A 20,950-nucleotide genomic window follows, 5' to 3' on the forward strand; every position below is an offset into this window, starting at 1 on the left:
GGGTGTCGAGGTAGTCCTCGGACTCCGGCTTCATCAGCACGCTGCGGAGCACACGGGCGCCGTCCACATCGGCCGCGACGTCCGGATGCCTCAGTGCGAAGGCGGCCTTCGAGGCGCGGGCGACGCTCAGGAAGATCGGGTCGACGGCCGCGTTCATGCCCGTCTCCATGACCCGGTGCGAGGCGGTGTCCACAGCGGACAGCGTCAGGGGGTTCGTGCGGGGGAAGTACGTGACGATGTCCAGTTCGGGCTCCTGGTAGAGCTCCAGAGCGTCCGACTCCTGGATGATCGACGCCCACCGCACGGCTGCCCGCCGTCCGGCCGCCAGGACTTCGCCCAGACCGTCGCGGGTCAAAGGCAGCAACCTCAACGTCAGCCACAAGCCTGCGGCCGCCGCGCCCGCGCGGGAGCATTCCAGGCTGATTTCGCCCAGGTGCATCTCGTCCGAGGTGAAGTAGGTGTAGGGGGAGTCGTGGAGGTAGAAGCGGCCCACGGACGGGTCGCGGAACAGGACCGCGCCGCAGCCGTAGGGCTGTAGGCCGTGCTTGTGCGGGTCTACGACCACGGAGTCGCACGACGCGATGGCCTGCCACGGTTCGGGGGCCAGGTCCGTGCCGGACAACAAGGTGAAGAAGCCTCCGTAGGCGGCGTCCACGTGCACCCGTGCGTCGTAGCGGCGTGCGAGGTCCAGTACGAGGTGCACCGGTTCGATGGCGCCCAGCGCGGTGGTTCCCGGGGTGACTACGACGGTGCCGACCTTGCCGGTCTTCAGGAGCGCTTCGAGGGCGTCAAGGTCCATGCGGCCGCGACTGTCCACGGCGACCGGATGGCCCTCGATGTTGAGGACGCCGCACATGCGTGAGTGGGTGTAGTGGGCCTCGGAGGAGTAGGCGACGCCGCGAGAGGGGTGCAGCGAGCGGGCTACGAAGAGGGCTTCCAGGTTGGCGATCGTGCCGCTGGAGGTCAGGTGGCCGAGGTGCTCGTCGCCGTAGCCGAACATGTGCGCCAGGCCGGAGACGACCTCGCGCTCCATGGCGGCGGTGGCCGGGCCGCCGTCCAGGGCGTGGTTGTTCGGGTTGATCAGCATCGCGCTGAGGTAGCCGACGACGGCTGCCGGGTGTGGAGGCTTGAGCATCTGGCCCGCGTAGCGCGGGTGGAAGAACGGGTAGTTGTCGCGCAGGCGGTCCTGGAGTTCGGCCAGGGCCGAGGAGAAGAGCGTCGGGTCGACCTGCAGGGACGAGTGGGGGGAGAAGGAGCCGTACTCGGCGGTCCACTTCTCGTGGTTGGCCAGCGCTTCGTTGAGCCAGTGCTGAAGATCCACTGTGTACACCCCACTCGTCCGTGCAAACCCGAATGTTCGAATTTGTACGTTACGGCAGACCCCAGCGCGAGGACGAGCCGTTGGCGGCCACATCGCGTGCTGAGACGTCGGGGCGGGTGCCGCGTCGGGAGACCACGGCCGTCTGACCTCGGCGAAGCGGGATTTCGATGGCCGAACCGCGTTGCTTGTAGTTGAGCCGGCGGCCCGAGTTGTCGCGCACGTCGATGTCGCCGGTGATGCCGTGCTCCAGGAGCAGGGGAGAACCCGCCTCCGAGTGGACCTGGACCCAGTCGGTGCGGCCGGCCGAGCGGGAGGCGTCGACCAGGAACGCGCCTTGGGTTCGCAACGAGGAGATCGACGCGTCCGCCCACGAAGATGAGATGGACGGGAAGACGCGCACGACGTTGTTGTGCGACTGGACCATCATTTCGAGGACGGCCTGGCCGGACATGAGCGGCGACTCGATCGCGAGGTTGCCGCCCTCGCGGTAGAAGGTGTTCTCGGTGAGGACGGCGTTGGTGCCCACCTGCTTGCGGTCCAGGAAGTAGCGCAGGAACGACAGCGCCTCGTCCGGGCGGCCCATCGCCGACGCCATCGCGGACGCGGCGCCGTAGCTGTAGCCGGCCCACAGCTGCTGCCGCGAGGTCCAGTGGTCGAACGTGCGGTTGATCAGATCCCGGTGCTCGGGCATGTCGTAGGTCAGCTCGCGCAACGGGTAGAACCACAGCATGTGCGAGAAGTGGCGGTGCGAGTCGTTGAGCGACACGTCCTTGCCGATCAGCACGCCGTTGGGACCCTGGGCGTAGGGGACCAGGCGGGTGAGGATGTCGCGCCAGCGCGCGTTCTCCTCGATGGACAGCAACGTGCGCACGCCCCAGCGGATCAGCGACAGGTCGTACGTGGTGTCCGTGGCGTTGGCGTACTCCGGCGAACGCGTCTCCGGCAGGTGCAGCTTGCCGTCGGCGCCCTCGATGAGGAACCGCGCGTAGTAGTTGACGGCCTTGGTCAGGATCGGGAACAGGACGTCGGACAGGATCCGCTTGTCCATCGTGTGCCGGTAGCCCAGCCAGACGTTGTGGCAGGCCCACAGAAGATTGCCCGTGTGGTCATTCGGCGCCACGCCGGGGACGCCGCAGTAGCGCGGGCCGGAGCGCAGCGTGCGGTCGCCGGGGTGGCAGATCGCGTACGAGTTGCCGTCGCGGTAGGCCGGGTTCACGTTCAGTTCGAGGTGGTGCTCGAAGCGCTTCAACGTCGTGGTGACGGCGTCGAGCTCGTGGTGGTTCGAGCCGTTGATCAGCGGATACGAGATCTGGACGTTGAGGTTCCACCACACGGCCGTCCAGCTGGCGCCCGCCTCGGGGAACCACGGGCCCCACTCGGAGATCACCGGCGCGTCGGCACGGGTCGCGGCGGCCATCTTGTAGATCTGCGCCCAGTAGAAGCGTTGCACGAGCTTGTCCGGCACCGAGACCAGCGACTTCGCGAAGTAGGCGTTCCACCAGCGACGATGCTGCTGCGTCAGCACCTCGAACGGGATCGACAACGCCTGGCGCACCTCGCGGATCGCGTCGGAGGTGTGCGTGTCCGCGGGGTGTGTGTACGCCACGTGGGCCGCGAACCGGCCGTCACGGGCCTGCCAGGCCGTGGTGTAGCCACCGCCCGCGTGGAGCGGCTGTGCGGCGTACGAGACGCCGTTGCCCGTGCCCAGCGTCGCGTCGGGGTTGGCCGTGTAGTCGGCCGGCTTGCGGATCGTGCGGGTCGTGGCCGACTGCAGGGGCTGGAAACCCCAGGTCACCTCACCTTTGACCCGCGCGAGGAAGGTGCTGCGCGCGTTGTGCACCAGCATCGTGAAGGAGGCGCTGCCCTGCGTGGTGGTCACCGTGCCGGTGAGCTCGGCGTTCCACAGGTCCAGCGTCCAGTCGACCGCGGTGATCGCGCCGGCGAAAGCCAAGGTCAGGTACCCGATCGGCAGCCTCGACAGGCCGATCGCGGCCTCCCAGTGCTCGCGCTGGTCCTGCACCTCGGAGTGGCTCAGCATGAGCTTCAGCTCGTTCGGCGTGCGACCGGCGTAGACCTGCACGCCGAGGAAGCCGTTCGCGAGGAACGGGCTGTCGCCCCAGCTCTTGGGCAGTTGCTTCCACTCCATGCGAGCATCGCTCACGACGTCCCGGTGGACGTTCCGGTGACCCGATGTCTGAACTTGATCGGGAGCAGCGGCCGCGACCCCTCCGCCGAGCGCGGAAGCACCTACGGCCGCGCCTGTCCCGTACAGAAAGGTTCTGCGCGACAGCTCTGTCACTGTTCGTCCCTCCAGGCCGTGGCGGCGGCGGAAGGGATCTTACGCAGAATTCATCCGATGACTAGGGCGGCGAACCGAGGCGGGCTCGCGATCCGAAGGCCTCGGTGTGACCATCACCGCGTACTTGCCTGCAAATTGTTGTTGCACAGTTCTGGCCATAACCGCGCTCCGGCAATTAGCGTGATCGCACATGTCACCTGTTGCCATGCACATGAGCGACGGACTGCTGAACGCGCCGACCTCCGTGGCCTTCCTCGTCATCGCGGCGCTCGGCGTCGGGTTCGCGTTGGTCAAGGCACGCGCGGACCTCGACGACCGCACCGCTCCGATGGCGGGCCTGGTGGCCACGTTCATCTTCGCCGTCCAGATGATCAACTTCCCGATCCTGCCCGGCGCGTCCGGTCACCTGCTCGGCGGTGCGCTGGCGGCGATCCTGGTCGGCCCGTACGTCGGCGCGTTGTGCGTGACGATCGTGCTGGTGGTGCAGGCGCTGCTGTTCGCGGACGGCGGGCTCACCGCGCTCGGCGCCAACGTCACGAACATGGCGCTGATCGGCACCGCGACCGGGTTCTTCGTCGCGATCGCGCTGCGCAAGCTCGCTGAGCGCGGCAAGGGCGGGCTGGCCGCGGTCGCGTTCGTCTCGGCGTTCATCAACACCGTGGTCGCCGCCACCGGGTTCGTGATCGAGTACGCGATCGGTGGCGCGGGCGGGGTGGAGATCGGCAAGGTCGCGCTGCTGATGTGGGGGCTGCACGCGTTGATCGGCATCGGTGAGGGCTTGATCACCGCCGTCACGGTCACGTCGGTCGCGTCGATCCGGCCCGATCTCGTGTACTTGTTGCGGGGCAGCGCAAAGCCGTTGGAGGTCCGGTCGTGAAGAAGTTCTTCATCGGGTTCGCGTTCGTCTCGCTGCTGATCGCGGGCGTGCTGTCGTACTTCGCTTCCGGTGACCCGGACGGCCTGGACAGGACGGTCGAGGACACCGGGATCGCCCAGCACGCGCGGGAACATCCGTTGGCGGGCAGCACTTTCGCCGACTACGCGCTCGGCGGTGACGACAAGTTCACCGGGCTCGCGGGCGTGCTCGGCGTGGTCGTGGTGCTGGCTTTGTCGTTCGGTCTCTTTTGGATGCTGCGCAAGAAGTCTGACGTTCGATGAGCGGTAGCCACGACGTCCTCCATCACGCCGGCGACTCGCCGGTGCACCGCCTCGCGCCCCACGTGAAGATCCTCGTGGCGTTCGCGGCGGTGCTGGGCGTCGTGGCGACTCCACGCACGATGTTTCCGTTGTTCGGCCTGTACCTGCTGGTGATCGTCGCGGTGTGGTCGGTGGCGCGGGTTCCGGTGCTGTGGTTCGTGAAGCGCGCGGTGATCGAGGTGCCGTTCGTGGTGCTCGCGTTCCTGCTGCCGATTTTCGGCACGGACCCGCGCACTTCGTTCCTCGGGTTCTCGGTCTCGGTCGAAGGCTCTTTGGCGGGCTGGAACATCCTCGCCAAGGGCACCTTGGGCGTGCTGATCAGCCTGACCCTGGCCGCCACGACGGCGCCGGGGGAGTTGCTGCGCGGTCTGCAGGCGTTGCGGGTGCCGGCGCCGTTGATCATGATCGCCACGCTGATGCTCCGCTACGGCGAAGTCGTTGTGGGGGAAGCGAAACGCATGCGAGTCGCACGCATCTCCCGTGGTGATGACCCGCGGTTCCTGTGGCAGGCGGGAGCGATGGCGCGCTCGGTCGGCACGCTGTTCATCCGGTCCTACGAACGCGGAGAGAGGGTGCACCTGGCGATGGTGTCGCGCGGCTGGACGGGCAGGCCGGGAGGCTCGGCGACGATCGTGCCGGAGACCCCGGCCGCGCCCGCGCTGGAGGTCTCGAAGCTCGCCTTCGCCTATCCCGACGGCCACCAGGCCCTGTTCGGCGTCGACCTGCGGGTTTCGCGCGGGGAACGGGTCGCGGTGCTCGGCCCGAACGGGGCCGGCAAGACGACGTTCGCCCTGCATCTCAACGGGGTTCTCGCGGGTGGCTCCGGCACGGTTTCCGTTGCGGGGCTGGAGGTCTCGAAGCGGAGCCTGCGCGAGATCCGCCGCCGGGTCGGTCTCGTCTTCCAGGATCCGGACGACCAGCTGTTCTGCCCGACCGTGCGCGAGGACGTCGCGTTCGGCCCGCAGAACTTCGGTATGTCCGATGTGGACGGTCGTGTTGCTCGCGCGTTGTCCGCCGTGGGCATGGAATCCGTCGCGGACCGCTCGCCGCTGCACCTCTCCGGCGGCCAGCGCCGACGCGTGGCTCTCGCCTCGGTGCTGGCGTGCGACCCCGAGATCCTGGTGCTGGACGAGCCGTCCGCGAACCTCGAACCGGTGGCGCGCAGGGAGCTGGCCGAACTGCTGCTCGGTCTGGGCCGCACGATGCTGATGGTCACGCACGACCTGCCGTTCGCGCTGCAGATCTGCCCTCGCAGCGTGCTGGTCGACGACGGCGTGGTCGTCGCGGACGGTCCGACCCGCGAGATCCTCGCCGACGCCGACCTGCTGGCGCGGCACCGCCTGGAGCTGCCCTACGGCTTCCGGCTCGACTGAAGCCCGGTCAGCACGATCTGCAGCAGCACGTCGGGGTTGCCGCCCTCGTGCAGGCTCTGCAGCATCCCCTTCATGAGGATCACCAGGTCCGTGGCCGTGACGTCGGTGCGCACCTCGCCCGCCTCCTGAGCCTTGTGCAGCAGGCCGCCCAGCGTCGCGTGCAGGCTCTTGCGCAGCTCGGGTGTCACGGTGATCGCGTCGGACATGTCCCGCTTCGCCGACGCCTCCTCCGCCATTCGCCCGAGGAACGCGAAAAGCGCCGCTCTGGGATCTTCGGCGGGCAGTGCCGCCGACTCGATCATCGCCGCCACCCGCGCCTCCGTGACGGCCTGGAACAGCGCCTGCTTCGTCGGGAAGTGCCGGTAGACCGTGCCGGGCCCGACGCCGGCCCTGGCCGCGATCTCGTCCAGCGGCACGTCGAAGCCCTGCGCCGCGAACAACTCCCGCGCCGCTTCCAGCACCTTCTCGCGATTCCGCGCCGCATCGGCCCTCATCGTTGCCAACCGGGGCGCGCGTTCCGTATCGTCATAACCGGGGTCACCGTTCCGATTCTAGAGATGGGGGCACGACAGATGACACGCACGCCCGAACAGATCGTCGAGCACGTCCGCCAGATGGTCGCGGGGGAGGCCACGCACAGCGACTTCGCCGACCTCTTCGCCGAGGACGGCGTCATGGCCTACCGGTTCCCGGCGCACTGGCAGCCTCCGGAGATCAAAGGCCGCGAGGAGATCCGCGGCTTCTTCACCAGGGTCCGCGGTTCCAACGTGCGGGAGAAGATCGAGATCCAGGAGGTCCAGGCGAACTGCTGGCGCACCAACGATCCCTCCGTGGCGGTCGCCGAGATCACGCACCGCGGCTGGTCGAAGGTGAAGCAGGACTACTACACCTTCACGGCCGTCGCGATCATCCACCTGCGCGACGGCGAGATCACGCGCTACGACGACTACATGAACCCGCTGCAGATGGCCGAGCTGTTCGGCATGCCCTACCAGCCGCACGTGGCAGAGTCGCCTGCGTGACGTTCGACCTGCGGGCCTGGTGCGCGGAGCACCTGGGGAGTGAACCGGCCGAAGTGCTGTACGAGCGGGTGTCGATCTCCTCGGTGTTCGGCGTGCGGCTGGCCGACGGCCGCGAGGTCTACGTGAAGGCCCGCGAGGACGACGGCCGCGCGGAGTCGTGCCTGACCGCGCAGGCTTTGCTTGCCGGGCGGGGGTTTCCGTGCCCCCGCCCGCTCACGCCGGTGACCTTCGCCGGCACTTTGGCCGTGCACGCCGAATCGTCCTTGCCGGGCGGTTCGGTCCTGCGCGGTGACACACCACCTGTCGCCCGTCGCTATGCCGCCGTGTTCGCCCGGTTGATGGCCGAACTGGCGACCGTGAGCGTTCCGCCTCCGCTGCCGAACCCGCGATGGGCGAGATGGGACCACGACGGTCCCGGTTTGTGGCCCGCGATCGGCTTCCTCGACTCCCGCGACCAGAGCGTGGTGCCGTCGTTCGTCGTCGACACGGCGGAACGGATCCGCAAACGCCTGCGGGCCACGGATCTGCCGTGCGTGCTCGGTCACGCGGACTTCGAGGCGCAGAACCTCCGCTGGCGATCCGGTGAAATCTGGGCGGTGCACGACTGGGACAGCCTGGCGTGGCAACCGGAAGCGGCACTGGCAGGCGCGGCGGCCGGAGCGTTCGCCAACGATCCGCCGCCGTCCCTGGTGCCCGTGGAGAGTTCGCAGGCGTTCCTGGAGACCTACCAGGAGGCTCGCCGAAGAGAGTTCACTGAAGAGGAACTGGAGATCGCCTGGGCCGCCAGCCTCTGGACCGCTCTGCACAACGCGCGCTGGGAAGCCCTGCACGGGAACGCGCCGATCTCGCTCACCGCAGTGAAGGAACAAGCGCCTGAACGACTGCGCCGGGCGAGGATCAGTACATGATCAACCGGCCGCGCGCCGGCGCCGTTCCGCCAGCACCGCCGCCAGATACGGGTGCGGATGCGTGTAGTCGACCCGCGGCGACCGAATCGCGGCACCGACGTCGTTCGAAAGCCGCGTGCCCAGCTCCCACCGCGCCTGCTCGCCCAGCTCGTGATACCGCGCCAGGTACTGCCGCGCCGCCAGCACCAGCTCGTCCGGCAGCTGCGACAGGTCGAGGCCGCGCGCCCACTCGGCCAGCTGCGGCGGCATGTCGATCAGCTCGACCTCCTGCTGCGGCACGCGGGTGTGGATGACGACGGTGCCCGCCAGGTAGTCGCCGACCCGTTTGCCCTTCGAGGAGAACAGGGACACGAACAACGCCACGGTGCCGAGCAGGCCGAGCGCCCAGAAGTCGACGAAGAAGCCGCCCAGCGCGCGCACCAGGGCGTGCCGGAACCGGATCGAGCCGCCGTCGTCGCGCACGACCCGCAGGCCCATCACGAGCTTGCCGAGCGAGCGGCCGCGCGACAGCGACTCGACCAGAGTCGGATAGCCGATGAGCACGAGCACCAGCAACGTCAGGGCGATCGCGGACTGCAGCGCGTCGTCGAACCCGACCGGCGCCAGCAGGAACACGAGCAGCAACAGCAGGAACTGACAAGCGACGTCGAACGCGAACGCCACCGCCCTGCTCGCGAGCTGAGCGACGCGCAGGTCCAGAACTACGGCTTCACCGGTAACGAGGTCCCCCACGCGGATAGTGTGACTCATCGTGGATCTGGACGTGTTCATCGATCGCCACCGCGCGTCGTGGCAGCGGCTCGAGCAGCTGGTCAAGCGGTCGGGCCGGCTCAGCGGGGCCGAGGCCGACGAGCTGATCGAGCTGTACCAGCGGGTGACGACGCACCTGTCGGTCGTGCGCAGCCAGACGCCGGACCCGGCCACGGTCGAACGGCTGTCGTCGCTGGTGGCGCGGGCGCGCTCCAAGCTCACCGGCACGCACACGCCCGCGTGGCAGATCTTCACGAAGTTCTTCACGCACCGGCTGCCCGCCGCGATCTACCTCGGCTGGCGCTGGTGGGTGCCGGCGGGCGTGGTGTTCTACCTGCTCAGCGGCATCATGGCGGCCTGGATCGCGGCGAACCCGGACGTGCAGGCGACCATCGCCGCGCCGGACGAGCTGCGCGAGATGACCAAGGTCGGCGGCGGCTACGAGAGCTACTACTCCAGCGATCCGGCCGGGTCGTTCGCGGCGAAGGTGTGGACGAACAACGCCTGGGTCTCCGCCACGTGCCTGCTGCTCGGCGTGTTGTTCGCCATCCCGCCGATCTACCTGCTCTTGACCAACGCCGTGAACCTCGCGGTCGGCCTCGGCCTGATGTTCGGCGCCGGCCGCGGCCCCGAGTTCCTGGGACTCCTGGCCCCGCACGGACTCCTGGAGCTGACGGCGGTGTTCGTCGCGGCGGGCATCGGCATGCGCCTGGGCTGGCAGGTGATCGACCCCGGCAAACGCACCCGCACCGCCGCGCTGGCGTCCGAGGGGCGTTCGGTGGTGGCCGTGGCGCTGGGGCTCGTCGTGGTGCTGCTCGTCTCCGGTGTCCTGGAAGGGTTCGTGACGCCGTCCGGCCTGCCGACGTGGGCCCGCGTGGGCATCGGGGCCGTCGCCGAAATCCTGTTCCTGCTCTACGTGTTCGTCATCGGGAGGCGGGCGGCGCAGCAGGGGGAGACCGGAGACGTGGACGCCAGCGAACGTGAGGACATCGCACCCACGTCGGTCTAGAGCTTGCCCGCGGCCTTCAACGACAGGTAGCGATCCGCGAGCGCGCGCGGCAGTTCGTCGGGCAGTGCGTCCACCACGTCCACGCCGTGCCGTGCGAGCAAAGCGGTCAGACGGCGGCGTTCAGCCAACGTCCGTTCCGCAGCAGCGGCGCCATAAACAGACTCCAGATCGCCCCGCCCGGCAGCCATCGCGTGCACGGCGGGATCGGACACCGAAGCGATCAGCAGCCGGTGCCGGGAAGCCAAGGCGGGCAGCAACGGCAGCAATCCGTGCTCGATCGACGGCTCCAGCGACGTCAGCAGCACGACCAGCGAACGCCGGCCGGCCCGGCGCAGCACCTCCGCCACCACACCGCGAGCGTCGAACTCCACCAGCTCGGCTTCCAGAGGAGCCATCGCCTGCACCAGAACAGGCAGCGTCGCCCGCGGCACCGAAGCCCGCACCTTCGTGCTGAACGCCAGGAAGTCCACCTGGTCCCGAGCGTGCGAAGCCAAGGCGGACAACAACAACGCCGCGTCCATCGACGTGTCGAGCCGCGGCAGGCCACCCAGAGTGCCGTCGACGCGTCCGGCAGCGGTGCGAGCCGTGTCGAGCACGATCGTCACCTGCCGGTCGCGCTCGGGCCGCCACGTCCGCACCACGACATCGGACGACCGAGCCGAGGCACGCCAGTCGATCGACCGCACGTCATCGCCGATCACGTAGGTGCGCAACGAGTCGAACTCCGTGCCGGCACCACGGATCAACGAGGCCCGGCGGCCGTCCAGCTCGCGCAAGCGTTCCAGCAGCGGCGGCAGGTGGCGACGGCTGTGGAACGGGGGCAACGCGCGCACGGTCCACGGCACGACGTGCGAGCCCTGCCGCGCCGCGATCCCCAACGGCCCGACAGACCGCACGGTCACACGGTCGGAAACGCGATCCCCGCGACGCACCGGCCGCAGCTCAAAGGCATAAGTCCGCGAGCCACCCGCGGGCACGTCGACCGGAACCCGGTCCGCGACCACACCGGCGGAAGGCGCCCACGCGTCCCGGAGCACACCCCGCACCCGCCGCCCGGGGTTCCGCACGGTCAGCGACACCGTGCACAGCTCGCCCGTCCGCACCGAGGTGGCCCCGGAACGGGAGAACGTCAGCCGCCGAACCCCGCCCGCCAGCGCCAGGTCCACGAAAACGCACAGGACCAGCACGCCGAGCAGCACGAGAATCCCTTGCCACGAAGGCAAGACGAGTCCGACGACCAGAACACCGATGAGCGCGAGCAGCCCCGCGCGGCCCGTGAGCGCCACGTCAGCGCGGCACCTGGACCATGCCGAGCACGCCGTCCAGCACGCCGTCCGCCGTCACGCCCTCCAGCTCGGCCTCCGGACGCAGCTCCAGCCGGTGCCGCAAAGCCGGGCGCGCCAACGCTTTCACGTCGTCCGGCGTCACGTAGTCCCGCCCGGACAGCCACGCCCACGCCCGTGCCACCGCCAGCAGAGCCGTGGCACCACGCGGAGAAACCCCCAGGCGCACAGCGGGAGACTGCCGAGTGGCCCGGCAGACGTCCACCACGTAAGCGATGACCTCAGGCGCCACGGTCAGCGAACGCACGGCGGCCGCACCAGCGTCCAGGTGCGTTGCCCCGGCGACCGGGGACAACGAGGAGAGATCACGCGGATCGAAGCCCGTGGCGTGCCTCGTCAGCACGTCGATCTCGTGCTCACGCGCCGGAATCGGCATGGTCACCTTGAGCAGGAACCGGTCCAGCTGCGCCTCGGGCAGGGGATAGGTGCCCTCGTACTCCACCGGGTTCTGCGTCGCCACGACGATGAACGGCGTCGGCAGCGGGCGGGTCTTGCCGTCGGCCGACACCTGCCGCTCCTCCATCGCCTCCAGCAGCGCGGCCTGCGTCTTCGGCGGCGTCCGGTTGATCTCGTCCGCCAGCAGCAGGTTCGTGAACACCGGCCCCTCGCGGAACGAGAAAGCCGCGTTGTGCGAGTCGTAGACCAGCGACCCGGTCAGGTCACCGGGCATCAGGTCCGGCGTGAACTGCACCCGCGTCGTCTGCAGGTCGAGCGCCCGAGCCATCGCCCGCACCAGCAACGTCTTCGCGACGCCCGGCACGCCCTCCAGCAGCACGTGTCCCTTGCACAGCAACGCGAGGATCAGCGACGTCACGGCGGAGTCGTTGCCCACCACGGCCTTGCCGATCTCCGAGCGCAACGCGACCAGCGCCGAGCGTGCTTCCTCGGTCGAGACGGTGACAGTCATCCCCTGCGTACCTCGTTCTCCACGGCATCGAGCTCTGATGCCAGCGCGACCAGCCCCCGGTCGTCCACCGGCTCCTGCGAATAGAGCAAAGTCCTGACGTCCGCGACGGATCGCGACGTCCTGCGGGCGACCTCCGCCGACACGTCCTCGCCCACCGGCAGCCCCAGCAACGGGGCCAGCCGGTCACGCGAAGCCTGGCGCAACACCGCAGCGGCGTGTGTGGAAGCGCGGGAGCTGCGGTACAGCCGCGCCCTGCCCTCCACGGTCTCGGCCGCGCGCACCACCACCGGCAGCGGCTCGGTCACCACCCGGCCCAGCCTGCGCGCCCGCCACAACGCGATCACCACGGCCGCGACGCCGAGCTGGAACGCGCCGAACTTCCAGCCGTCCGGCACCAGGTCCGTGAACGACTTCTGCTGCGAGCGGTCCGCGGCCGACGGCATGTACCAGACGAGCCGTTCGTGCTGGCCCAGCAACGACAACGCGAGCGCCGCGTTGCCGTCGGCGTCGAGGTCGCGGTTGGTGAAGATCGCGCCGAACCCGAGCGTCGTCACCGTGCCCGTGCGGACCAGAGTCGAGTCGTAGCAACGCTGTTCGCCGTCGTACACGAACCCGCCGGTCTTGGCCGCACCCGCCCTGGCCGCCAGCGGGCAGCCCGGCTCACGGGTTTCCACCTCCACCCGGCGCAGGCCGGCAGCGGCGGGCGCGAGCAGCACGGTGGCCGCGGCACGCTTGGTCAAACTCGCCAGTCGCGCGGGGTCGATCAGGTTCGGTTGGGTCACGAACAGCGTCGCACCCTCCAGCGACGACACGGAGGACGCGTCTTCGGTCCGTTCGACCCGCACGCCGTTCTGCTCCAGCAGCGCGACCACGGCGTGGCTGCCCTCCGGCCGGTACGAGCGCGGGTCCAGCGAACCGCCCTCACCACCACCGCGGATCAACGTGATCACGACGGCCGTGAACAGGATGATCACGCCGATCACCAACGGCCCGCGCGCGGCAGTCCAGATCCGGCCGGCGTCGGGGGACACCGCCGTCATGCGCGCACCCTGTCGTCCACGGAGACCAGCTGCTGGTACCCCTGCGCCGTGGCCGGCCGGCCGCCGTACCAGACGTCGTCGAACTGCACGGCCGCGCCGCGCAGGTCGTCCGCCAGCACCGGAAGGGCGTGCCCCGCCTCGATCGCCACCTCGTCCACCGTACGGCCGGCCCGCGGGTCGAGCACGCCGCGCTGCTCCAGTTCCCGCACCACGGCGCGGAAGCGTTCACGCACCGCCTCGGCCAGATCTCCTGCCGCCGCGGCGCGTTCCGCCGCCGCGCGGTGCTCGGCGGCGGTCATGACCTTGCCGCCGAACACGGAGTCGGCTGACCGCGCGGCACGGACGTTGCGGCTCACGCGGAGCCTGATGACGATCACGAGGATCACCACGACCACGACGAGGACCGTGATCGCGGTGATGCCGCTCATGCCGCCCGCACCCGCGAACAGCACGCCCAGCTTCTCCAGCACCCAGCGGAAGGCGCGTTCGATCGGGTTCGGGTCGTCGGAGACGTACGCCGGGTTGCCGAGCTCCCTGGCGGCCGCCTCCCTGGCCTCGTCGCGGTCGAGATCTACCGGTACGTCAGATACCGCCATGTCCCGCGGCCCGCTGGAGTTCGATGTCCATGCCCTCCGCCCGCATCCGGCGGTCGACGTAGACCAGCACGTTGACGGCGGACGAGAACGGCAGCGTGATCGTCTGCGCGATGATGCCGCCGATCGCCGACAGCACCAGCGAACCGGCGCTCAGCGCCGCCGTCGGGTCGGAGGAGAAACCGGTCGTCGCGGCGCCGAGCAGGCCGAACGGGAGGCTGATGATCCAGCTGATCACGCCGCTGATGATCGCGGCGAGCACCAGGATGCCGAACGTCCGCCACCAGGCGCCGTTCACGAGGGCCCGCGAACGCCCGAACGCGGCGCCGACGCCGCAGCGCTCCAGCACCAGCGCGGGGCCGATCAGCGAGAACATCACCCCGAGCCAGATGCCGGGGATGATGCAGAGGACCACGCCGACCATGATCACGAGGCTGCTCAGCAGCGTCGCGCCGAGCAACGGCAGCAGCCGCGGCTTGAACTCGTTCCACGCCTGGGCGAACGTGACCGGCCGGCCCAGCACCGCGTGACCCACGACGACGGTGATGAAGCCGGACAGGAAGACCGTGCCGATCAGCAGCAGCAGGATGCTGAGCGCCGTGCCGGTGAGGAAGCCGACGAGGCCCGACGTGATGCGGTCGATCGCCTCCTGCTGGGTCACCGTGTTCGGGTCGATCGTCGCCGCGGAGGTGAGGTCGTCCAGGAACGGCAGCTGCACGAGCAGGCCGACGATCTGGGTGACCGCGGCGACAGCGGCGGCCGCACCGAGCAGCAGCACCGGGTACTTGCGCATCGTGGTGATGGCGCCGTCGATGATCTCGCCCACGGCCAGCGGGCGCAGCGGGATCACGCCGGGCTTGATCGTCGGTGCCGGTCCGGGCGGCGGCGGGGCGTAGTAGCCGGGAGGCGGCTGCGGCGGCTGCTGCGGCTGGTTCGGTTGCTGGTCGGGCGAGGACCAGCCGGGCGTTTCGGACATTGCGGCAACCCCCTGGGCGATGTGTGAGCGGCATCCTGCCAGATCAGCCCGCTCGTCACAGCGCGACTCGATCACGAAATGGTGACCGCTACCCGCCGTCCGCGGAGACGAGCACGGCCCACACGATTTTCCCCCCGTCCGAGGACGGCAGGCAGCCCCACTCGGTGCTCAGGTGGTCGACCAGCTGGACGCCCCGATGCCCCGGCACCTCGGGATCGGCGGTGTTGAGCCGCGGCAGTTCCGGGCTGGTGTCCCGCACGGCCAGCGAGAGGCCGTGGGGCCGTTGTTCGATCCGCAGCACCGGCTCGGAGCCGGCGTGCCGGACCGCGTTCTCCACCAGTTCGCTCACCACGAGCACCGCGTCGTCCACCACCTCGGCCAGGTCCCAGTCGCGGCACGTGTCCCGCATGACGGTCCGCGCGGTCATCGCCGCCGTCGGCGAGTTGGGCAGCGGCACGCGCAGGAACCCGCGGTGCGGCGGCAGCTCCGCGGCCTCCAGCGCCTGCTTCAGATCCGTCGTGGTGCACACGAACCGCGAGACTCCGGAGGAGCGCAACGTGGCGAGATGCGTCGCGGTCCCGGCGAGCAGCACCACGGGAATACCGGTCCACCGCGAGATCCTCGTCCAGACCGTCTTGAACACCGCGAGCATCGCGTGGCCGGGCACTTCGAAGCCCGGACCCAGCCGCACGATCAGCGCGCACGGCTCGTCGGACGCGTAGTCGAGCAGGCCGTCGCGCAGTTCGGCGTAGGTGCCGAGTTCGAGCCGTCCCACCGGGGTCGCGATCACGACGCCGGCGTGGGTGGCGGTCTCGAAGCGGATGTTCGTCATTGCCCGACGGGTACCCGTGCGGGTCCGGCTCACACGGCGAGTTCGACCCTGGCCTTGTGCGGTGTCGTGCGGCGCATGCCGGCGTCGACGCACCTCTTGACCACCTGCGGCTGTTCGCGCATCAGCCGCAGGCCGCGCCGGAACAGGGTCGGGATCGGCTTGCGGGCCTCGGCGACATCCCTGGCGAACCTCCTGGCGAACGTGACCGGTGCGCTCGGGGCGAGCACGACCGCGTCCTTGAGCACGCCTGCTTCCTTCGCGCCTTGGACGAGGAGGTCCGCGAACAGGCCCTCGGCGATGAACGCGGGGGCGTCGCCGAGCTCGATGGTCTGGGTGCCGACCTTGCGGTCCTCGCTGATCGAGTACACCGGTGCCTCGGTGCGGCCCGTCTCGGAGAGCTCGATGACGGCTTTGAGCGCGGCGTCGGCGTTCCAGGAGTTGATGTCGTCCCAGTCCGCGCGCCCGTGCTCGTCCCTCGGGAGTTCGGGGTCGTCGCCGTCGCGGTAGAAGTCGTCCAGGCGCAGCACGGGCCAGCCGAGGTGGGCGGCGAGCGTCGACTTGCCGGAGCCGGACGGTCCGGCGAGCAGCACTGCGCGTGGGATGGGCACGAGACGCGATTTTCGCACATGACCAGCCCCGGCTGTCGCGAACGTGGACCCGTGGAGCAGGCGCTAGAGTCGAACGCATGAGCGAAGGTCTGTTCGACGAGGGCCTCTTCGGCGCGACCGACGAGGAGAAGGCCGAGCGCATCGCGGCCAACGCCCCGCTGGCCGTGCGGATGCGTCCGGCCACGCTGGACGAGGTCGTCGGCCAGGACCACCTGCTCGGGCCGGGCGCGCCGCTGCGCCGTCTGGTCGAGGGCGCGACCCCGGCGTCCGTGATGCTCTACGGGCCTCCCGGCACCGGCAAGACGACGCTGGCGACCCTGGTCTCGCGCGCCACCGGACGGCGGTTCGTGGCGCTGTCCGCGTTGTCGGCCGGCGTCAAGGAGGTGCGGGCCGTGATCGACGAGGCCCGGCGTCGCCTGGTGCGGTCCGGCGAGTCGACCGTGTTGTTCATCGACGAGGTGCACCGGTTCTCCAAGACCCAGCAGGACGCTCTGCTGGGCGCGGTCGAGGACCGGATCGTGCTGCTGGTAGCGGCGACCACCGAGAACCCGTTCTTCTCCGTGGTGTCGCCGTTGTTGTCGCGGTCTTTGGTGCTGCAGCTCAAGTCCCTGACCGACGACGACGTGCGCGCGGTGATCCGCCGGGCGGTGTCGGACGCCCGCGGTCTCGGCGGCTCGGTCGTGGTGGAGCCGGACGCCGAGGACCACCTCGTGCGGCTCGCGGGCGGGGATGCCCGTCGTTCGCTGACCGCTCTGGAGGCCGCGGCGGACTCGGCGGTGGCGTCGAACTCCGGTGTGATCACCCTGGCCCTGCTGGAGTCCACTGTGGACAAGGCGGCCGTGCGGTACGACCGCGACGGCGACCAGCACTACGACGTCACGTCGGCGTTCATCAAGTCGATCCGCGGCTCCGACGTCGACGCCGCCCTGCACTACCTGGCCCGCATGATCGAGGCGGGGGAGGACCCGAGGTTCATCGCACGGCGGCTGGTGATCCACGCCAGCGAGGACGTCGGCATGGCGGACCCCACGGCCTTGCAGACCTGCGTGGCCGCGGCGCAGGCCGTGCAGCTCATCGGTCTGCCCGAGTGCGCCCTGAACCTGGCCCAGGCCACTATTCACCTGGCCACCGCGCCGAAGTCCAACGCCGTGACGACCGCCATCGGTGCGGCGATCGCCGACGTGCGCAAGGGCGCTATCGGTGCCGTGCCACCACATCTGCGCGATGGCCACTACGCGGGCGCGGCGAAACTCGGCAACGCCCAGGGCTACCGCTACCCGCACGACGTGCCGGAAGGCGTGCTGACACAGCAGTACGCGCCGGACGACCTGGTGGGCCGCGACTACTACGAGCCGACGGGCCGGGGTGCCGAACGCGCGGTGGCCGAACGACTGCCGCGGTTGCGCCGGGTGATCAGGGGCGAGTGATCGGCCTGGACCGCCACACGATGCCGTTCTCCTCACGTTCGATCTTGAAGCCTTCGCGCTCGTAGAACCGCGCCGCCCGCTCGTTCTCCCGGAAGTGCTCGACGTAGATCCTGTCCGCGTCGATCTGCCCGCTGAGCGCCTCGATCAGGCGCGGGCCGATGCCCTGGCCGCGCACGCCGGGGTGGAGGTAGAGCTTGTAGATCACGTGGTCGGAGTCCGCGGCGGGATCGCGCCGTCCGCGCTGCCCGACGCCGACGATCTCGTCGTCTCGGGTCGCCACGACCATCAGGTTCCTGGTGACGGCCCTGGCGATCTGCGCTTCGGTCCAGAACCTGAGCTGCTCGCGCGCTGCCTCCGCACCGATCAGCGGCGTGTAGAGCGGCGGGATGTGCTCCTCGCCGAACCGGCAGATCCCGGCGATGTCGCCGGCTGTCGCGGCCCGTATCCCGGTTGAGGTCATGTCTCATGATCGGCACAGGGAACTCGTGCCGCACAACCCGACGCGAGTACGCTTCGGTTGCGTTGAGTGACCACGCGCACACCTGGGGCTACCATGACCGACTCCCGCCCGCCGCAGCCGCCGCGGCGTCCCGACGACGAGAACGAAGACACCGGCGACGGCGGGTATCCGCGATGAAGCGAACGTCGGCGTACAGCAGGGAAACGGCGGTAAGTTCGGCGAAGTGACGATCAGAGACGACTTCCTCGCCACCGCCCGCATCGCGCTGGACCTCATCCGCCACCCGCAGGTCACCGAGCACTGGGACAAACCCAGCGCGCTGCCCGAGTTCGGCGTCCGCGGCCTCGCCGGCCACATCGGCTACCAGATCCTGCCGATCCCGTCGATGATCGCGAGCCCGATCAACGACGAGCCGGTGGTCGGGCTGATGGAGCACTACGCGCGCGCCAACTGGACCGAGCTCGACGTCGACGACGAGTTCCACGCCCGCATTCGCGCGGGCGGCGAGAAGATCGCCGCGGAAGGCCAAGAAGCGTTGTGCGACCAGTTCGAGCAGACGCTCGCCGAGCTCGCGAAGACGTTGCCGGGCCAGGAGAACCGGCCGGTCCGGATGCCGCACTGGGGTCCGTGGGCCGTGCCGCTCGACGACTACCTGGTCAGCCGCCTGATGGAGTTCGTGGTGCACTCCGACGACCTCGCGGTGAGCGTCGGCCTCGACACCCCGGAGTTCCCGCGCACCGTCAACGAGACCGTCATCGACCTGCTGACCCGCATGTCGCTCAACCGGCACAAGGCCGTGGACATCGTGCGCGCGCTCAGCCGCAAGGAACGCGCACCGCAGGACATCACCGCGTTCTAGCGTTTGCAGATCATCAGCAGGGCGAGCTTGCCGGGCAGCATGATCTCGTCGGTGGCCACGAACCCGCCTGCCTCGAACGATCTGATGGCGCGCTTGTTGCGCACGTCCGGGTCCAGCACGATGCGCGTGCAGTGCGGGTCGGCCTCGAACAGCGCGTCGGTGAGCCGGGGAAGCAGTGACCGCACGAGCCCGTGGTCGGTCATCGCCAGCTCGCCGACCGACAAGGTCAGCCCCAGGTCGTGGGGGCGCGCGGGGTAGCTGGAAGCGACGACGTTGCGCGCCACCCGGTAGACCTCGCAGTAGATCACCGGGCGGCCGTGCCAGCTGATCAGCAACGGCCGGACGTCGTCGCCCCCGAGGTTCCCGGCCAGCTGCTGCTCCCACCGCGGCAGCGACCAGGCCCGCCGCGCGAACGCCGCCACGTGCGGCGCCTGGTTCCAGCGGTGGATCAGGTGCAGGTCGTAGCCGTCCGGCCGGGCGACGCGGGCGTCCCACGGCGAGGAGAGCGAGGGGATCGGCGGGGCGCCTGCCGTGACCTGCCTCCGGTAGGAGTCCAGGTGCGATACCGGCTTCACGGGGCCTCCTGCACGAGTCGACTTAGGGTTGCCTTACTTCAACTGCGCAGAGCCGCCGGTGTCAAGCCCTCTGTGACGGGTATTTCACAGGCTGTGACCAGGTTGCGTCAATGAGTGGTCCGTTCCAATTGGCTTGCCGTACGTTTCCGGCATGCCGGAAACCCAGCGCGAGCCGGTCCCGCGCGTCGACACGGGCGAGCTCGACGTGGCCCACGCGTTCCTCAAGTTCCAGCGCCACTGCGTGCTCAAGAAGGCGGAAGGCCTGACGGAGGACCAGCTCCGCAAGCCGATGGTCGAAAGCGGCACCTCGATCCTCGGCCTGGTGCAGCACCTGGCCGAGGCCGAGCGCTTCTGGTTCGACCACCACCTCGGCGGCAACGACTGGTCGGAGGAAGCCGAGTTCGGCATGACCGTGCCCGCCGCCCACACCGTCGAGCAGGTCGTCGGCGAGTACCGCGCGGCGATCGAGGCGAGCGACCAGGCCATCACGGCCGCAGGAGATCCCGAGGCGCTCATGGCGATCCCGATCGACGGCATGCGCAAGTCGCTGCGCTGGCTCCTCGCCCACATGACCACCGAAACGGCCCGGCACGCGGGTCACGCCGACATCATCCGGGAACAGCTGGACGGCACCACCGGCCGCTGAAGATCAACTACCTGAAGATCGATTGCTGTGCCGCTCATTTGGGTGTCGGACCCACCCGGTAATCTCACCGGCAATCAAGCGTAAATGCCGGTCACCAGGAGGATCCGTGTCGCCAGGGCAGATCGCAGCGCTGGTCGCCGCCGGTGCGTTCGTGCTGCTCGTCATCGTGCTGGCGGTCGTCGCGGTCAAGGCCGCGCGGTTCTTCGACGAGGCCACGATCGCGATGCGCAAGGCGCACGAGAACACCGACCCGTTGTTCGTCGAGGCCAACACGACGCTCACGCACGTCAACACGCAGCTGGAGCGCGTCGACGGCATCACGGCCAACGCGCGCGCCGTCACCGGCAACGTCTCCGCGCTCACGAGCCTGTTCACCGCCACGCTCGGCGGTCCGCTGGTCAAGGCCGCCGCGCTGTCCTACGGCGTGAGCAAGGCCGTGAAGGCGCGTCGCAAGGCCGCCGAGCAGCCGAACAAGCACAGCAAGCGCCGTCCGAAGCGAGGTGCCAAGTGAGCCGCCTCTTCTGGTTCGGGCTGGGTGCCGCGGCCGGGCTCTTCGTCGCGAAGAAGGCCGCCGAGGTGACTAAGCAGGCGACTCCCGCCGGTATCGGCGCTAACGTGGGTGAAGGCCTGCGTGAGCTCGCCGGTGCCATCGGGTCCTTCGGGGCCGAGGTGCGGGCGGGAATGGCCGAACGGGAACAGGAGTTGCAGGAGACCGTGGAACGTCAGACGGGCTTCACGCCGGGGCGTCGAGCGCCCAGGGCGAACGGCAAGCACTAGTCGTTCGCCAGACAAACGCGCCCTGACT

24 protein-coding genes and 1 pseudogene are annotated in these 20,950 nt (G+C 69.6%); 12 read left to right on the forward strand and 13 right to left on the reverse strand.

What is annotated here, in order from left to right; all coding sequences use genetic code 11:
* Positions 1-1,321, reverse strand: a 1,321-nt coding sequence (locus ABZX92_RS25765; protein WP_355564299.1) for an aminotransferase class V-fold PLP-dependent enzyme, incomplete at its 3' end; no start/stop codon positions are given.
* Positions 1,322-1,370: 49 nt separating this feature from the next.
* Positions 1,371-3,620 carry a glycoside hydrolase family 95-like protein gene (locus tag ABZX92_RS25770; RefSeq protein ID WP_355564302.1) on the reverse strand — a complete coding sequence of 750 codons (2,250 nt, stop codon included), beginning with the start codon at positions 3,618-3,620 and terminating at the stop codon, positions 1,371-1,373.
* A 190-nt stretch (positions 3,621-3,810) separates the two neighbouring features.
* Between ABZX92_RS25770 and ABZX92_RS25775 the strand changes: the two genes are divergently transcribed.
* The 4 genes and pseudogenes from ABZX92_RS25775 to ABZX92_RS25790 all read left to right on the forward strand — a co-directional run bounded on the left by ABZX92_RS25775 (position 3,811) and on the right by ABZX92_RS25790 (position 6,190).
* Positions 3,811-4,497, forward strand: a complete 687-nt coding sequence (locus ABZX92_RS25775) for an energy-coupling factor ABC transporter permease (protein ID WP_355564305.1) — start codon at positions 3,811-3,813, stop codon at positions 4,495-4,497.
* Positions 4,494-4,778: a PDGLE domain-containing protein gene (locus ABZX92_RS25780; RefSeq protein WP_355564308.1), complete on the forward strand. Its 285-nt coding sequence runs from the start codon at positions 4,494-4,496 to the stop codon at positions 4,776-4,778. The genes ABZX92_RS25775 and ABZX92_RS25780 overlap by 4 nt, the downstream gene beginning before the upstream one ends.
* Positions 4,775-5,413: pseudogene (cbiQ, locus tag ABZX92_RS25785) on the forward strand (cobalt ECF transporter T component CbiQ); the annotation flags it as partial. The gene ABZX92_RS25780 and the pseudogene cbiQ, both read left to right, overlap by 4 nt.
* On the forward strand, positions 5,402-6,190 hold the full coding sequence (locus ABZX92_RS25790) for an ATP-binding cassette domain-containing protein (RefSeq protein WP_355564418.1): 789 nt from the start codon (positions 5,402-5,404) through the stop codon (positions 6,188-6,190). The pseudogene cbiQ and the gene ABZX92_RS25790, both read left to right, overlap by 12 nt.
* Here ABZX92_RS25790 and ABZX92_RS25795 read toward each other — a convergent pair.
* Positions 6,169-6,684 carry a helix-turn-helix domain-containing protein gene (locus tag ABZX92_RS25795; protein ID WP_355564311.1) on the reverse strand — a complete coding sequence of 172 codons (516 nt, stop codon included), beginning with the start codon at positions 6,682-6,684 and terminating at the stop codon, positions 6,169-6,171. The genes ABZX92_RS25790 and ABZX92_RS25795 overlap by 22 nt on opposite strands.
* A 78-nt stretch (positions 6,685-6,762) precedes the next feature.
* Between ABZX92_RS25795 and ABZX92_RS25800 the strand changes: the two genes are divergently transcribed.
* Positions 6,763-7,212: a nuclear transport factor 2 family protein gene (locus ABZX92_RS25800; protein ID WP_355564314.1), complete on the forward strand. Its 450-nt coding sequence runs from the start codon at positions 6,763-6,765 to the stop codon at positions 7,210-7,212.
* On the forward strand, positions 7,209-8,120 hold the full coding sequence (locus tag ABZX92_RS25805; RefSeq protein ID WP_355564317.1) for a hypothetical protein: 912 nt from the start codon (positions 7,209-7,211) through the stop codon (positions 8,118-8,120). The genes ABZX92_RS25800 and ABZX92_RS25805 overlap by 4 nt, the downstream gene beginning before the upstream one ends.
* Here the strand turns inward: ABZX92_RS25805 and ABZX92_RS25810 are convergent, their stop codons facing one another.
* A complete protein-coding gene (locus tag ABZX92_RS25810) occupies positions 8,121-8,852 on the reverse strand; it encodes an RDD family protein (RefSeq protein ID WP_355564320.1) in 732 nt (243 codons plus the stop codon).
* A gap of 19 nt (positions 8,853-8,871) precedes the next feature.
* On the opposite strand from ABZX92_RS25810, the gene ABZX92_RS25815 reads away from it, so the two are divergent.
* A complete protein-coding gene (locus ABZX92_RS25815; RefSeq protein WP_355564323.1) occupies positions 8,872-9,879 on the forward strand; it encodes a stage II sporulation protein M in 1,008 nt (335 codons plus the stop codon).
* On the opposite strand, the gene ABZX92_RS25820 is transcribed toward ABZX92_RS25815, so the two are convergent.
* From ABZX92_RS25820 to ABZX92_RS25850, 7 genes are all read right to left on the reverse strand, one after another.
* Positions 9,876-11,165, reverse strand: coding sequence for a DUF58 domain-containing protein (locus tag ABZX92_RS25820; RefSeq protein ID WP_355564326.1), 1,290 nt, complete (start codon positions 11,163-11,165; stop codon positions 9,876-9,878). The genes ABZX92_RS25815 and ABZX92_RS25820 overlap by 4 nt on opposite strands.
* 1 nt (position 11,166) lies before the next feature.
* Positions 11,167-12,129: a MoxR family ATPase gene (locus tag ABZX92_RS25825; protein ID WP_355564329.1), complete on the reverse strand. Its 963-nt coding sequence runs from the start codon at positions 12,127-12,129 to the stop codon at positions 11,167-11,169.
* Positions 12,126-13,169 (reverse strand): DUF4350 domain-containing protein, encoded by a 1,044-nt coding sequence (locus ABZX92_RS25830; protein WP_355564332.1) that lies wholly within the window; start codon positions 13,167-13,169, stop codon positions 12,126-12,128. Before ABZX92_RS25830 ends, ABZX92_RS25825 begins: the two co-directional genes overlap by 4 nt.
* Positions 13,166-13,765, reverse strand: a complete 600-nt coding sequence (locus tag ABZX92_RS25835) for a DUF4129 domain-containing protein (protein ID WP_355564334.1) — start codon at positions 13,763-13,765, stop codon at positions 13,166-13,168. The genes ABZX92_RS25830 and ABZX92_RS25835 overlap by 4 nt, the downstream gene beginning before the upstream one ends.
* Positions 13,752-14,738: a hypothetical protein gene (locus ABZX92_RS25840; protein WP_355564336.1), complete on the reverse strand. Its 987-nt coding sequence runs from the start codon at positions 14,736-14,738 to the stop codon at positions 13,752-13,754. Before ABZX92_RS25840 ends, ABZX92_RS25835 begins: the two co-directional genes overlap by 14 nt.
* An 88-nt stretch (positions 14,739-14,826) precedes the next feature.
* Entirely contained in the window at positions 14,827-15,570 is a 744-nt protein-coding gene (locus ABZX92_RS25845; protein WP_355564338.1) for an ATP-binding protein, read from the reverse strand.
* A 29-nt stretch (positions 15,571-15,599) separates the two neighbouring features.
* Positions 15,600-16,178 (reverse strand): uridine kinase, encoded by a 579-nt coding sequence (locus ABZX92_RS25850; protein WP_355564341.1) that lies wholly within the window; start codon positions 16,176-16,178, stop codon positions 15,600-15,602.
* A gap of 77 nt (positions 16,179-16,255) precedes the next feature.
* Between ABZX92_RS25850 and ABZX92_RS25855 the strand changes: the two genes are divergently transcribed.
* A complete protein-coding gene (locus ABZX92_RS25855; protein ID WP_355564343.1) occupies positions 16,256-17,605 on the forward strand; it encodes a replication-associated recombination protein A in 1,350 nt (449 codons plus the stop codon).
* On the opposite strand, the gene ABZX92_RS25860 is transcribed toward ABZX92_RS25855, so the two are convergent.
* On the reverse strand, positions 17,592-18,065 hold the full coding sequence (locus ABZX92_RS25860; RefSeq protein ID WP_355564346.1) for a GNAT family N-acetyltransferase: 474 nt from the start codon (positions 18,063-18,065) through the stop codon (positions 17,592-17,594). The two genes, ABZX92_RS25855 and ABZX92_RS25860, sit on opposite strands and share 14 nt — an antisense overlap.
* A gap of 223 nt (positions 18,066-18,288) precedes the next feature.
* Between ABZX92_RS25860 and ABZX92_RS25865 the strand changes: the two genes are divergently transcribed.
* Complete coding sequence (locus ABZX92_RS25865) at positions 18,289-18,924, forward strand: maleylpyruvate isomerase N-terminal domain-containing protein (RefSeq protein WP_355564349.1); 636 nt, start codon at positions 18,289-18,291, stop codon at positions 18,922-18,924.
* On the opposite strand, the gene ABZX92_RS25870 is transcribed toward ABZX92_RS25865, so the two are convergent.
* Positions 18,921-19,499: a GNAT family N-acetyltransferase gene (locus ABZX92_RS25870; RefSeq protein ID WP_355564355.1), complete on the reverse strand. Its 579-nt coding sequence runs from the start codon at positions 19,497-19,499 to the stop codon at positions 18,921-18,923. The genes ABZX92_RS25865 and ABZX92_RS25870 overlap by 4 nt on opposite strands.
* A gap of 151 nt (positions 19,500-19,650) precedes the next feature.
* Between ABZX92_RS25870 and ABZX92_RS25875 the strand changes: the two genes are divergently transcribed.
* The 3 genes from ABZX92_RS25875 to ABZX92_RS25885 all read left to right on the forward strand — a co-directional run bounded on the left by ABZX92_RS25875 (position 19,651) and on the right by ABZX92_RS25885 (position 20,922).
* Positions 19,651-20,145: a DinB family protein gene (locus tag ABZX92_RS25875; RefSeq protein WP_355564358.1), complete on the forward strand. Its 495-nt coding sequence runs from the start codon at positions 19,651-19,653 to the stop codon at positions 20,143-20,145.
* Positions 20,146-20,251: 106 nt separating this feature from the next.
* Positions 20,252-20,656, forward strand: coding sequence for a DUF948 domain-containing protein (locus tag ABZX92_RS25880; RefSeq protein WP_355564360.1), 405 nt, complete (start codon positions 20,252-20,254; stop codon positions 20,654-20,656).
* On the forward strand, positions 20,653-20,922 hold the full coding sequence (locus ABZX92_RS25885) for a hypothetical protein (protein ID WP_030471638.1): 270 nt from the start codon (positions 20,653-20,655) through the stop codon (positions 20,920-20,922). Before ABZX92_RS25880 ends, ABZX92_RS25885 begins: the two co-directional genes overlap by 4 nt.
* Positions 20,923-20,950 lie beyond the last annotated feature (28 nt).

The sequence above is a fragment of the Lentzea sp. NPDC006480 genome, assembly GCF_040611995.1.
Taxonomy (GTDB): Bacteria; Actinomycetota; Actinomycetes; order Mycobacteriales; family Pseudonocardiaceae; genus Lentzea.

Excerpts from the sequence above, each read along its gene's own strand:
- ABZX92_RS25775 (WP_355564305.1), top strand. The coding sequence starts at position 3,811 with ATGTCACCTGTTGCCATGCACATGAGCGACGGACTGCTGAACGCGCCG.
- ABZX92_RS25790 (WP_355564418.1), top strand. The coding sequence starts at position 5,402 with ATGGTGTCGCGCGGCTGGACGGGCAGGCCGGGAGGCTCGGCGACGATC.
- ABZX92_RS25795 (WP_355564311.1), bottom strand. The coding sequence starts at position 6,684 with ATGAGGGCCGATGCGGCGCGGAATCGCGAGAAGGTGCTGGAAGCGGCG.
- ABZX92_RS25800 (WP_355564314.1), top strand. The coding sequence starts at position 6,763 with ATGACACGCACGCCCGAACAGATCGTCGAGCACGTCCGCCAGATGGTC.
- ABZX92_RS25825 (WP_355564329.1), bottom strand. The coding sequence starts at position 12,129 with ATGACTGTCACCGTCTCGACCGAGGAAGCACGCTCGGCGCTGGTCGCG.
- ABZX92_RS25830 (WP_355564332.1), bottom strand. The coding sequence starts at position 13,169 with ATGACGGCGGTGTCCCCCGACGCCGGCCGGATCTGGACTGCCGCGCGC.
- ABZX92_RS25835 (WP_355564334.1), bottom strand. The coding sequence starts at position 13,765 with ATGGCGGTATCTGACGTACCGGTAGATCTCGACCGCGACGAGGCCAGG.
- ABZX92_RS25840 (WP_355564336.1), bottom strand. The coding sequence starts at position 14,738 with ATGTCCGAAACGCCCGGCTGGTCCTCGCCCGACCAGCAACCGAACCAG.
- ABZX92_RS25845 (WP_355564338.1), bottom strand. The coding sequence starts at position 15,570 with ATGACGAACATCCGCTTCGAGACCGCCACCCACGCCGGCGTCGTGATC.
- ABZX92_RS25855 (WP_355564343.1), top strand. The coding sequence starts at position 16,256 with ATGAGCGAAGGTCTGTTCGACGAGGGCCTCTTCGGCGCGACCGACGAG.
- ABZX92_RS25860 (WP_355564346.1), bottom strand. The coding sequence starts at position 18,065 with ATGACCTCAACCGGGATACGGGCCGCGACAGCCGGCGACATCGCCGGG.
- ABZX92_RS25875 (WP_355564358.1), top strand. The coding sequence starts at position 19,651 with ATGCCGGAAACCCAGCGCGAGCCGGTCCCGCGCGTCGACACGGGCGAG.